The organism is uncultured Rothia sp., assembly GCF_937976295.1.
Classification (GTDB): Bacteria; Actinomycetota; Actinomycetes; order Actinomycetales; family Micrococcaceae; genus Rothia.
In genome coordinates this window covers 1-12,301 of the sequence record NZ_CALJRY010000048.1, presented here as the reverse complement: position 1 = coordinate 12,301, position 12,301 = coordinate 1, and the positions used below count along the sequence as shown (strand labels likewise).

Genomic DNA, 12,301 nt, shown 5'->3' with positions numbered 1-12,301 from the left:
TGTCCTTGAAGAAGCCACCCAGGCCCTTGCGCTTGATACCAACACCAACCCAGGTCAGGTACGCTACGCCAGCCAGCGCGTAGGCGCTACCGGGGTGGGAGAAGGAGGGCAGCTGAATAAACGGAATCGAACCGAAGAGGTTGTTCACCAGAACGAAGAAGAAGGAGGCGAACAGAATCGGCACGAAAGGCTTGTAGTGCTGTACGCCCAGGGTTTCCTTACCGAGGGAGTTACGAGCAAACATGTAGCCAGACTCAGCGATGAACTGAGTCTTGCCGGGAACCATGGCGCGCTTACGTGCTGCGGTGAGGAAGAAAACCGCAATAATCACCACGGACAGCAGAATCAGTACGTTCTGCTTACCGAAAGAGAAATCACCAATGGTGAAGAAGGGGGGCAGATGCATGTCTTCGGGGGTCGGCGGCACATAGGCTTCCGCGAGGATCAACCCGTTCTCGATCAAAGCAAGTCCTTTCTTGCTACTAGTGGCTTCAAGAGCCCATGTCTGCCTCTAAGCGACTGACATGCTAACTACATGGATGAATGTGTGACCTAGCGGTCCGCGTTCAATGACCTAGCGGTCTTTATTCTGCCTGGTCATGTGGGTAAAGACGAGGGTCAAACCTCCGACAGCGCCAATCAAGACACCAACCCACACCAGCCAGGTGGTGGAGAAGACCAGGTCACCGAGGTAACCGATACCGCCCCACACTGCTACACCGATGATCAGATAGAGAATCGACATGACTGCACCGGAGAGACCTCCGTCAGACACCAATTCTCCGGTAGTGCGGAGCTTTTTATCTCCGTCCCACCACTTCTTCTCTTCGGCCAAACGTATTCCTTTCAAACACCAATCGCGTTACCGACCGTGGTCTTCTAGATCGGTGTCGAAGTATAGAATTCTCAGTCGTGCGATGCTGACTGTTTCGATAACAATCCACAGAATCACACCGGTACATGCGCCTGCGAGAGTCCAACCGTGCCTCAGACTCTCGGGGAATGGCACAAACATCAATACCAGACCGAGCAGAGCAATCTTCACGAGGTAGCTCACCACCAGCGATTTGGGTACACCCCAGTCGAAAATGGGAGCAACCAACATAACTAATACGCCCAGAGTGAAGCATATATAGATTATCAGAAAGCCCAATGTTATTCCTAGCGCGCCCACAGGGCCCGCAAACAGGTACGCACTCATCATACCGCCCAACCAAGCCAGCAGAGAGTAAGCCGACACCCTGTAGAACAAAAATTTCCAGGAAAGCTCTTGACTCTCAAAAGAAGAGGCTTTCAAACCTGCTTGAGTACGCTCCAGGCGGCGTTTCTGCTGCCGTCTACGCTCCACCGGCGGATACCACAGAACATCCACCACGCGCCTCCAAAGAGGCTCAATAGGAACCTGAGATTTAGGCCGCTCAGAAGCCATTAGTGTTTCTCCCCACGGTTGCGATGAGAAGAAGACTGAACAGAGGAGCGAGTAGTAGAAGAGCTTTCTGCACGGTCTTTCACGGAATCCGGCATAATCGGCTCCGGATGCAGCGAGGTCGGCTCCACATTCTCAGGAGTCGCCGGAACACCAGTTGCAGAAGTCAACGAACCGGTAGCAGGCTCCGAAACAGCCTTCTTCGCCTCAGGAGCTGTCGTCTCAGGAGCCGAGGCAAAACGCTTCGACAAATCAATCGCAGAAGCAGGAGCCTCGCCACCAAAGAACTGCGGCATACGCAGATACACGGCCAGCACGGCAAGAGCCACCAGCACCACGCCCGCGGCCGCCACCACAGATCCCGCAACATACAGGTCAGACGCAAACGCCAACAGCACCCACACCAGAATGGTCGTACCCGTCACCACGGCGGTCGAACCAAGATGGCTGAAACCAACATCCGTCAGACGCTGATACGTGTGAGTACGGTGCGGCATGTACCACTGCTCCCCCGCCATGAACCGACGGAACAGGGTAACACCAGCGTCCGCAAGGTAGGTCACCAGCGGGGCGAAAGACAGCAGGAACGGAACATCCGCAAACCACGCACCCACAGCCATCGTGCCCAGCGCCGCACCCAAAACATAAGAACCCGCATCGCCCAAAAACACGTTCTTACCCGGGCGCACGTTCCACGGCAGGAACGCAGCATAAGCACCGGCAACCGCCACACCAGCCAAAGCCAGCCACGGCAGATTCACCATCCAGCCGGTCAGCGCATACGCCAGACCAGCCACCAGACCGTGCGCGCCAGAAATGCCGTTAATGCCGTCCATAAAGTTCGCCACGTTAATGTATCCGGCAATAAAAATCGCGCCAAGAATCAGCATCAAAATGTTCGTGCCTTGCACCGTCGCAAAGCTTACACTCACCAAAAGACCAATAACCAGCTGCAGGCCCGCACGACGCACAATGCTCACGCCACGAATATCCTCAAGCCAACCCAAGACAAAAGCGCACAGAATCGCCGCAGCAATCGTCACCGCCAGCTGCAAAGACTCAGAAGAACGGTACGTCCAGCCGAACAAAGTAGCCACCACAAACGCCAACAGAGTCGCCGCAGCAGTCGCCAAACCCATACCGCGGTACGTCGGAGCAGTATGCGAAGAGCGCTCATTAGGAACATCCACCATATTGTGGCGGCGCAAAATCGGGCGCACCGCAAACGGTAAAAGGGCACCCAAAACAAAAGCAAGAGCAAAAATACTCAACAGTTCAGAAAAGGAGGTCATACCAGCTCCAAAGCATTGGCGCCGCTACCCCTGGAGGTAAACTCCATAAATCGCGGCTAAGGGACGATATGTGTGTAGTGTGTGGTTACTTCGTATTCTATAGAACTCTTCTGAAACCCGGGGCTAAACGTTACAGAATCTTTCCATACGCCCTGTATATTCTGCGTCCTGAGATGTTCTACACCGAGAAAGAGAAAACACCGGATACCGCACCTGCCACGCAAGTGCAGAATCCGGTGTCATTTACGTAAAGATTAGAACGTCTGTGCATCCGCCAGAGTACGCGGATCAGGGGCACGCTCCAGGCCATGACGCTCATAGCCGCTGTGCTCCCGATAGTTCTGAATCCAGCGCTCATAATCGAGCTCATCAGGGTCAAGTGCCGGGGCACTCGACCGGGAAATATACCGGTTCTCCTCACTGGGTACCAGCTTCTCGGTACCGCCGAAGAGAGTCTCATCCAGCTTCTCACCCTTGCGAAGACCAATCTCCTTGATCTCCACGTCATACCGCTCATATGCCTGGCGCATCGCCTTCGCAACGTCCAGGATCTTGACCGGCTGACCCATATCCAGCACCATAACCTCGCCCGGGCGACCAATCGCACCGGCAAGCATCACCAGCAGGCAGGCATCAGTAATCAGCATGAAATAACGGGTCGCGCGCTTATCCGTCAGGGTAATCGGACCACCCGAAAGAATCTGCTTCGTAAAGAGCGGCTTAATCGAACCGCGCGAACCAAACACGTTACCAAAACGAACCGACACGTAGGTGTTGCCGGTCTTCTCACCAAAGTACGCGGTCAGACGCTCCGCCACCCGCTTGGACTGGCCCAGCGCAGTCTTCGGATCCGCAGCCTTATCGGTCGAAACATTCACGAAGGTCTTCACGCCCACCGCCTCCGCGGCACGCAACACGTTGAGAGTACCCAGGGAGTTCGTCTTCCACGCCTCCTGCGGGTACGCCTCCAACGCCGACACATGTTTCAAAGCCGCAGCGTGGAACACCACCTCGGGGCGACGGTCACGGAAAATCTCCAGTAGGTTATCTCCCTCACGAATATCAGCCAGAATAATGCGGTCATCATCCAGGCTCGACTCATGAGTAATCGAAACCTTCGTCTCCATCAGCAGAGTCTCATCATGATCAAGCATCATGAGAGTCTCAGGCTCGAACTCGCTAATCTGACGGCACAGCTCAGAACCAATCGAACCGCCCGCACCCGTAACCAGCACACGCTTACCGTGCAGGTACGAACGCAGAATATCGCGGTCAATATCGTAGTTGATCTCGCCACGAATCACGCGCATCAGGTCGTTATCGCTTGCGGTAATCAGACGCTCACCCATCAGACGAGCATTTGCGCTACTAATACGCTGAACCTCAACCTTAAGCTTACGCATGCGGTTGCAGAAGGACTCGAAGTAATCCTCCGGCATATCCGAAATCGTCACCAGAATCTTACGGGTACCCGACTCACGAATCACCTGCTCCAGCTCGCGGTACGTCGTAATCACCGAAATGCCGTGGAACTTCGTGCCAGCCTTCAGCTGGTCATCATCAAACACCGCAACCGGGCGAAGCTTCGCATCCTCATCATGCAGCATCGAATCCATGACCATGCCGCCAATAAAACCGGCACCGTACACAATCACCGGCTCACCGGTCAGCTCACGCACCGCACCGCGCTCAGTGTACACACGCTTCGCCATACGGGCACCAGCCATCATAATCAGGCTAAATGCCGCCGCAATCGCAGGCACACTATGAGGAATATGCGGCAGCCCCAGCGACTCATCCACAAAGGAAAAAATGGTCAATACCGCGCCCGCACTCAAAGCAGCCGCACCGGCACGCCACGACTCATCAAACGAACCGTACGAATACACGCCGTTATAAATCTTCACGCCCGCCAGACCAACAGCCAGATGCAACACCACAGCCAAAGTAGCGGTCATCGTCAACGACGCAGGGTGAATAATATCGAACACCGAACCGTTATTGAGCAGCACACTATAGCGGAGCATGTACGCAAACAAAACCGCCAGCAACCACGCGCTCGAATCAATCAGAGCCTGCACAATCAGCCACCACGGCTTACGCTCATACAGGCGGTTCACCAGCACCGTGCCAGAGTCACCCTCCGTCACCATCGTGCCGCGCTGAGCAGCCTTCTGCATCACCACACGAGCGTGAGGTTTCAACTGAGCCACTACATGCCTCCTTCAGATGCGGTACCAGAAGAACGAGAAGAAGCACGAGCCGTCAAAGACGACAACGCACGAAACGCCGAACGGCGCGCCCGCTCAGGAACAAAACGGTACACACTACGCACCGCCATATTCTGAGCCCACTGAAGCTTAGAAATACCGTGACCGGTGTACAGTCGACGCTGAATCGCCACATCCTGCAACCAGGCGTCCACTCCCCCGCGCTTCGTGTACGCGCCCGCACCCACGCGGTAACGCACCAGAGCCTCGGGGATATTACCCAGACGGTAGCCGGCATCGCGCAGACGCATCCACAGCCACCAATCCTCAGCACCGGGCACAAACTCGTAACCGCCCAGCTGCTGCACGGCACTCTTCACGAACGCCACAGACGGGTGATAAATCGGGTTGCGCGAATCCATCGCGCTGAGCAGACGCTCAGAATCAACGATCGCCTCGCGGGTCGACTCCACCGCAGTATTGCTCTCATTCACCTCAAGCATGGCAGAGCCCAGCACCGTGTAGCCACCCTGCACCAGGGCAGGAATCAGACGCGCAAAACGAGTCGGCTCAGACAGGTCATCAGAATCAGCACGAGCCACCAGCTCATAGGAGCACGCCTGCAGACCGGCGTTCAGCGCCTCCGCCAAACCAACATTCTGAGCCAGCTCCACCACCTGAATCGGCGGGCAATCCAGATTCTCGGCGCGCTGAACCCAGCGGTCCACCACGGCATCCAGCTCGGGGGTCAGCGGGCCGTCTTTCACCAAAACCAGCTCGGAAGGACGCACCGTCTGGTTCAGAAGATTCGACTCCAACGCCTGATCCAAGTAGGCGGGATTCTCCTTCGCATACACGCTCATCAGCACCGAAAAATCGGGTGCAGAGCTCACGCAACCGTGCGCCTTCTCAGCATCAACCGTGCTAGCTGCAGCCGGCACGCCGTAGCGGCCGGGGAAAGTCAGCGGGTAAACGCCCTCAAGCACCTGAGCATTCGGGCGAGGCGCACGCAAACCATCACGCACACCATTGAGGAAATACCCCAGGTAGGTGCGGCGGTCATCAGTACGCAGAACAGTAGAAATCCACAGGCGCGCCGACGAGCCGCCATACAGCAGCTTCTCCAGCGGGTTCAGGGTACGCGAACGGGTAAAGACCCACAGCTTATTACGCACATCGTTATAGAAACGCGGACCCGGGTCAGCGTTCGTCGTACCAAAAGTCTTCGTGTGGTGCTTAGCCACCGAGGAAGGCACCGCGATGCCGTCACGGTGATGAATCAGACGAGTCGAAAACTCGAAGTCATCATTCCAAATGAAGAACTCAGCAATCGGCAAACCACCGTTACGGCGAATAGCCTGCGCATCCATCAGAATCGACACGAACGAGGCGCTACGAATCGGGCGGGCACCCACCGCCTGCGCACGAGCATGACACTGCTCCCCCGCCGCAAACATAGTGCGCGGAGTGTTCATCGGGTGATCCTCGCCGTTCGTCCACACCACACGAGAGGCCACCACCGCGGGGCGCTGCGAAGGCACCGGCGAATAGTTCAGCCAGGCGGCAACCGCCTCCGACAGGGTGTTCTCGGTCGGTTCGGTGTCATCATCCATAACCCACACCAGGTCCGGGTTATGGCGTTCCAGCGCGCGGTCAATACCCACCGCGAAACCGCCAGCGCCACCCATATTGCTCTCCAGGCGGATGCAGTCCACCGGCAGCTCATAGTCCAGGGCCCGCAGGTACTCGGCGGTACCGTCCGTGGAGGCGTTATCAACAATTACCACCGCCGCAGGCACGCGCTCACCCGATGCGATACCAGCGAGGGTCTTCGGCAGCAGGTCCTCACGGTTATAGGTCACCACCACGGCGACCGTGCGGGGATACTCGTTCAAAGAATCGTGAGAAGAAGACTGTTCGGAAGAAGGCTGTTGGGAAGAAGGCTGGGCAAAAGCGGTCACGTCGCTGTACTTTTCTGCCATAAGTTCTCCCTCCGCGGCGCGATGCGCCTGAATCAGCCGATACGCGATATACCCATACCGTGCTGGGCGGTTCTGGTGTTTCTCGCGCCCGCGGTATTCAACCGTGTGGATATATCACTCAAAGAAAATATTCTACCTGCGGTCTCCGCTAGAGAGTGAACCATCACCCCAAAAGACGCGCTATATGACAAATAAACAACCGAATTCAGTTGATTTATCCGCATAGCGGACGTACCCGCACACCCACTTTTGGGTATTCAACAAGCTATCAGCTTCGCAGCCTGTGTTTGCGCTGTGCACCCCGTGCGAAAAAACGACCAGAGACCGAATAAAACCCCACAAATTCCCCATAAACCGTTCAAATATGGGAAAGTTGAAATGACCCCATTTTTCCCCGCAACGTACGCGGGCTCGTGAGAGGTAAAAGAGATGTCTGAATCCAAGTGGAAAGTCATTGGCGCCAGCGGCTTCGTTGGTTCCTCCATCGTCGCGCGTCTGAACGCAGAAGGTATCAGCGTCGACCCCATTGAGGCACCTCGACTCGCAACCCGAGCCCTTGACGTAGACAGCATCATCGACGAAGCAGACCAGCTTGAAGGCATCATCGACTCCCTCGCAGAAGCCTTCGCGGGCACACAGGTCGTCGTCAACGCAGCGGGCCTCGCCGCACCCAATATGCAGGATTTGCCCCCGCTCGTAGGCGCAAACGCCCTGCTCCCCGCCGTGATCGCAATCGCCGCACAGCGCACCGGCGTGCGCCGCGTCATCCACCTATCCTCCGCAGCGGTACAGGGCCCGCGCCTCGTGCTGGATGATTCCGAAGAGACCAACCCGTTCAGCGCGTACTCCTTCTCCAAGGCGCTCGGCGAAGAAGCACTGCTCGATCTGCAGGACTACTTCCTCGAAGAGCATCCCGACAGCGCACCCGAACTGTGCATTCTGCGCGCAACCAGTGTGCAGGGCCGCGGCCGACGCACCACCGAACTCTTCGCCAAGATTGCGTCCTCCCCCTTCGCCTCCGTTGCGGGTGCAGGCACCGGCAAGTCCCCGGTCTCCAGTGTGCACGCCCTCGCAGAATTCGTGGTCATGCTCGGCACCTTCCCCGGCGAACTACCCGCCATCGTGCTGCAGCCCTGGGAAGGCGCAACCGTCGCCTCCGCAACGCTGGATGCAGGCCGCCGCAAGCCGCTGCACCTGCCCGAATGGCTCTGCCGCGCAGCCATCAAGGCTGGCTACACCGTCTCCGAGCTGATGAACGACAAGTTCTCCGGTTCCGTGCGCAAGGTCGAGGTCATGTGGTTCGGCCAGGGCATCGACGACTCCTGGGCACGCGAAAACGGCCTTCTGCCCACCCCGCGCGTGCGTGAAGTACTGCGCAACGCCCACACCGCGCTGGGTAAGAAGAAGGATCGCCGCTTCGACAAGAACTAGGTAGCGCGCGTGTTCTCCTGAAGGTGCGCCACCTGAGGCACGCCACCTACCAGCGCATAACCCAGAGCACTATAACGAAAGGGAACCCCCGATATATCTGAACGATATATCGGGGGTTCCCTATACGTTTTTATGCTCGAGATTTTATGCTCCGAGCTCTCTAACGCACAGAGGTTTAGAGGTGATCCTCCGGTGCATCCTTCTGCTCGCTCTTTGCCTCAGAATCGGCCTTTACTTCAGTCTTAGCGTCTTCAGCCTTAGCTTCTGCCGCCTTAGCCTCGCTCTGAGCGGGGGTGCTCTTAGCGGCAGTCTCAATCTTCGACTCGCCAAAGACCAGCGCACGAGCAACATCAGCAGACACAGGCGGGGTCTGCGGCTCATCCGCACGAACCGGCTTCGGAGTGTTGTCACGGTAGCCGCGCGCACGCTCCTGATCCACGCCGGTGCTGAAAGCAGAAGACAGCGCCGAAGTAGCACCCAACAGGGACGCAGCAACAGAACCGGCAGCCGGCGCCGAAGCACGACGAGCAGGCTCACCGCTCACATTATGGGTGCTGTCCCACTGCTCGTACGCCTCATCCAGGTCAGCCTGATCGTCCAGAGCACGCTCAGAAGGAGCCGACTCAGACGATGCGGAAGAAGCAGACTCAGCTTCCTCAACCTTACGAGCCGCCTGCTCGTCAGCCTCCGCACGAGTCAGGATGGTCGGGACAACCTCGCGCAGCTCCTCCACCGAAATTGCGCCCTCACGAACCACCACGTAGGGGAAGGAGGTGCAATCCAGAATCGTGGACGGTGCCGGCTCACGCTCAGTCACCACAACCACGCCGTCCTCATTCGGCTCAGACTCATGCGGCTTAGGACGAGCGCCACCGTCAATCACCACGGCAACGTCCTCGCCCAAAGAATCCAAGGCGGTCTGCGCGTCCAGTGCGGCTTCCTGACCGGTCTTGTTCGCGCTCGAAACCGCCAGCGGACCGTGCTCAGTCAGCAGCTTCAGGGCGAACTCATCATCGGGAACACGCACGGCAACGGTACCGCGGGTCTCACCCAAATCCCAGCTCAGCGACGGGTACGCGTGAAGAATAATAGTCAGCGCGCCGGGCCAGAAGCGACCACCCAGGTCGTAAATATCGTCCGGAACGTCGTCGACCACGCCAGCGAGCGCAGCAAGATCAAAGATCAGCACGGGCGGCGGCATGGTGCGGTCGCGGCCCTTATCTGCCAGCAGCTTGGCAACGCCCTGATGCGAGAAAGCATCGGCGGCAATACCGTAGACGGTATCGGTGGGCATCACAATCGTGTCGTGCGCCTTCAGCGCCTCGCGGGCAGCCTCGATGGCCTCGCGGGTCTCAGTTTCAGTCGTTACGGGGTACAGCTTTGCAGTCACGGGTCTTATTCTCTCATGTTTTTCTGGATGCGGCGAGACACCGGCACCCACAACGCGCCATGTGGAAGCGCTCTTCCGGGGGTTCGCCGTATTTCACTGGCTCTGTGGTGGCTACTGGGCTGGCTACTGGGGCGGACGCGTTGCCTTCACGCAGCCCGGCACGGGCTAGGTGGTGCATTTACTAGTCTAAAGGCTCTAGTGGGCGCGGTTTATAACCGACGCTATGGCGCGGACGATTATTCAGGTCACGCACCGGGTAGCAGCCCTCGAAGCCGATGCGTGTCAGGAGCTCGGCAACGGCTTCTTCCTGGGTCTCGTCGTGCTCCATGATGAACAGACCGCCGGGGGTAAGAAGCTCGAAGGCGCGGGCGGCAATCGCGGAGGGCATCTGCATGCCGTCCTCTCCCCCACCGTACAGCGCCATGTCCGGGTCGTGCAGGGCGGCTTCCGGGTCGGCGGGTACGTTCGCCGGCGGAATGTACGGAGGGTTCGAGAGCACCGCGTCGAAGGTTCCGGCAAGTTCGGACAGGGCGGTGAGGGCGTCCCCCTGCACCAGGTGCACGCCGAGCGGCTCCAGGTTTTTACGGGTGTAGGGGATGGCGTCTTCGGAGAGTTCCACCGCGAACACCTGGGCGTTCGGCAGTTCGCTCTTGATTGCCGCGGCGATGGCCCCGGAGCCGGTGCACAAATCGACGATGCGCAGCTGACCGGTTGCCGAATCGGTGCGAGTTGCCGAATCGGTGCGTGCGGTCAGCACTTTGAGAGCTTCTTCGACGAGTAGCTCGGTCTCGGGGCGGGGTACGAACACGCCCGGCCCGACCGACAGTTCTAGACGGTAGAAGGGAGCGGATCCGGTGATGTGTTGCAGCGGTTCGCGGCAGGCGCGGCGGGCGACCAGCGCCTCGTACTCTGCGACCTGTTCGGGGGTGAGCCGCTCCCCCATGAGCGCGGCGTGCTGGAGGCGCGAGCGTGAGCCGTCGTAGAGCAGGTGCGCGGCGAGTAGCTCGGCGTCGACGCGGGGGCTGGGCACCTGCGCCAGTGCCGCGGTGGCGCGCGTGATTACCTGCGCGAGTTCTTCCCCGCGCGGGTCGTGCACATTCACCTTCATGAGCTCTCCTTACGCTCCCTTCTACCTCTAGAAATTATCCCCTTTTAGGAATTGCCCTCGGAGTCCTCCTCCGGCTCTTCCTCTGACTCTTCGGCGAGCGCGCTATCGCAAGCCCCCAGCACAGTGACCATGCCGAGTTCGGAAGGTCGGAGCCTCGGTAGCGAACTCGAGTCGTCCTGATCGCTCACGTGATCTTCTCGACGGAACTCGCCGCCGCGGCACGCAGGGCAACTAGAATCGCAGGATTCTTCACACTTCTCGCCGAAAACACCCACGCACTGATACTCCGGGGTCTCCTTGAGGAGCGCGATGCTCTCCCGAAGTAGCAGCTCAAAGGGGCTGGGTTCTTCCAGGTAGCTATAAATGTCATTCGCGTGGAATTCCATACGGTCGGCAATCACTCGGGTTGCCATGCAAACCAGCTTCAAGTATTCGTCAGAATACTTACCCTGGTCTTCATACTTCTCGAGCAGGTTGTTCCGCCAGCCCTTCTTCATGAAGAAGTCCACGGTATCCACCAGGCAGAGGATCAGGTGCGGCCCATTCCCCTCCAGGAATTCGGAAATAGCCGGCTTATTCAAGAAGTTCTTGTATGTACCGTTCGGCCACGCGCTCGATAGAGGGACTCGGGGATGTTCCCACCTCTTCAGATGACAGGACCATTCATCTTCAAGGTCGTTATACTCGGGCGATTCATACATTTTATCGAGCACACGTTCCACCTCAGCCGATACAGGGACTAGCTGACAGTCTACGTCAGCAAAGTTGGTGGTGCGTTCATAGGTGATTCCAGGCCAATTATGCACCGGCACTATACGACTCAGCTGCTCGTGCATATTGCTATGCATGTAGATACACCTACCGTCTTCAGGTACTACCACGTGCTGGTAAATGGCCTTCGGAATCCACGGAACGCCCCAGGAAAACACGTAACCACCTGCGTGGCACATAACCTCTCGGCGAGGATCTATAGAGGTTGCAATGGTTACTGCAGTCTCATTGACCGGCGGTCCTAGGTAAATAGCCTGAACGATATTGAATCCGCCTTCTTCAAAACGTCCCTCGGTATCGTGGTATCGAAGCCTAATCTTAAAAGGGTCGTGTTCTAGAATTGTGCCGCTATACACGAACCGACCGTCGCACTTAGTCACCCACGTATTACTCAGGTATGCATTATGCACCATCTTGGCGGTGAACTGGTCGCCATCTACGGTGTCCACTTCGAGGACCAGTAGCTCTGTACCGCCCGTGCTCTCATTAAAATCCACAATTCGGGCAAGGATTCCGTCACCCGGTTGAAGCTGAACAATAACATCCATGTTCTTTGTCCTTTCTCTATCTACGTATAACGTTACACAATATCTAGCGATTTCATCTCTGGGCTCGTCATTGTGTCCCCCCCCCGAGGGGGAGGGGCACAATGACGAGCAACAGGATACTTGCAGGTAGCAGGCATCACCTT

General features: G+C 57.7%; 10 protein-coding genes. 1 reads left to right on the top strand and 9 read right to left on the bottom strand.

All coding sequences use genetic code 11. The features are described 5' to 3' along the window. The 6 genes from Q0216_RS01395 to Q0216_RS01370 all read right to left on the bottom strand — a co-directional run. Positions 1-463, bottom strand: a 463-nt coding sequence (locus tag Q0216_RS01395) for a F0F1 ATP synthase subunit A (RefSeq protein ID WP_298592341.1), incomplete at its 3' end; no start/stop codon positions are given. Between the two features lie 111 nt (positions 464-574). After that, entirely contained in the window at positions 575-775 is a 201-nt protein-coding gene (locus Q0216_RS01390; RefSeq protein WP_298592339.1) for a hypothetical protein, read from the bottom strand. Positions 776-862: 87 nt separating this feature from the next. Continuing rightward, entirely contained in the window at positions 863-1,429 is a 567-nt protein-coding gene (locus Q0216_RS01385; RefSeq protein WP_298592337.1) for a hypothetical protein, read from the bottom strand. After that, positions 1,429-2,718: a glycosyltransferase family 4 protein gene (locus tag Q0216_RS01380; protein ID WP_298592335.1), complete on the bottom strand. Its 1,290-nt coding sequence runs from the start codon at positions 2,716-2,718 to the stop codon at positions 1,429-1,431. The genes Q0216_RS01385 and Q0216_RS01380 overlap by 1 nt, the downstream gene beginning before the upstream one ends. 254 nt (positions 2,719-2,972) lie before the next feature. Then, positions 2,973-4,931: a polysaccharide biosynthesis protein gene (locus Q0216_RS01375; protein ID WP_298592333.1), complete on the bottom strand. Its 1,959-nt coding sequence runs from the start codon at positions 4,929-4,931 to the stop codon at positions 2,973-2,975. Beyond that, a complete protein-coding gene (locus Q0216_RS01370; RefSeq protein WP_298592331.1) occupies positions 4,931-6,910 on the bottom strand; it encodes a glycosyltransferase in 1,980 nt (659 codons plus the stop codon). Before Q0216_RS01370 ends, Q0216_RS01375 begins: the two co-directional genes overlap by 1 nt. Before the next feature lie 429 nt (positions 6,911-7,339). On the opposite strand from Q0216_RS01370, the gene Q0216_RS01365 reads away from it, so the two are divergent. After that, positions 7,340-8,341 carry an NAD(P)-dependent oxidoreductase gene (locus Q0216_RS01365; protein ID WP_298592329.1) on the top strand — a complete coding sequence of 334 codons (1,002 nt, stop codon included), beginning with the start codon at positions 7,340-7,342 and terminating at the stop codon, positions 8,339-8,341. A 175-nt stretch (positions 8,342-8,516) separates the two neighbouring features. On the opposite strand, the gene Q0216_RS01360 is transcribed toward Q0216_RS01365, so the two are convergent. From Q0216_RS01360 to Q0216_RS01350, 3 genes are all read right to left on the bottom strand, one after another. After that, positions 8,517-9,731 carry an L-threonylcarbamoyladenylate synthase gene (locus Q0216_RS01360; protein ID WP_298592327.1) on the bottom strand — a complete coding sequence of 405 codons (1,215 nt, stop codon included), beginning with the start codon at positions 9,729-9,731 and terminating at the stop codon, positions 8,517-8,519. A gap of 181 nt (positions 9,732-9,912) precedes the next feature. Further along, complete coding sequence (gene prmC / locus Q0216_RS01355) at positions 9,913-10,839, bottom strand: peptide chain release factor N(5)-glutamine methyltransferase (RefSeq protein ID WP_298592326.1); 927 nt, start codon at positions 10,837-10,839, stop codon at positions 9,913-9,915. Positions 10,840-10,883: 44 nt separating this feature from the next. Next, entirely contained in the window at positions 10,884-12,158 is a 1,275-nt protein-coding gene (locus Q0216_RS01350; RefSeq protein ID WP_298592325.1) for a hypothetical protein, read from the bottom strand. Positions 12,159-12,301 lie beyond the last annotated feature (143 nt).

Coding starts and splice junctions, on each gene's coding strand:
- Q0216_RS01385 (WP_298592337.1), bottom strand. CDS start 1,429: ATGGCTTCTGAGCGGCCTAAATCTCAGGTTCCTATTGAGCCTCTTTGG.
- Q0216_RS01380 (WP_298592335.1), bottom strand. CDS start 2,718: ATGACCTCCTTTTCTGAACTGTTGAGTATTTTTGCTCTTGCTTTTGTT.
- Q0216_RS01370 (WP_298592331.1), bottom strand. CDS start 6,910: ATGGCAGAAAAGTACAGCGACGTGACCGCTTTTGCCCAGCCTTCTTCC.
- Q0216_RS01365 (WP_298592329.1), top strand. CDS start 7,340: ATGTCTGAATCCAAGTGGAAAGTCATTGGCGCCAGCGGCTTCGTTGGT.
- prmC (WP_298592326.1), bottom strand. CDS start 10,839: ATGAAGGTGAATGTGCACGACCCGCGCGGGGAAGAACTCGCGCAGGTA.
- Q0216_RS01350 (WP_298592325.1), bottom strand. CDS start 12,158: ATGGATGTTATTGTTCAGCTTCAACCGGGTGACGGAATCCTTGCCCGA.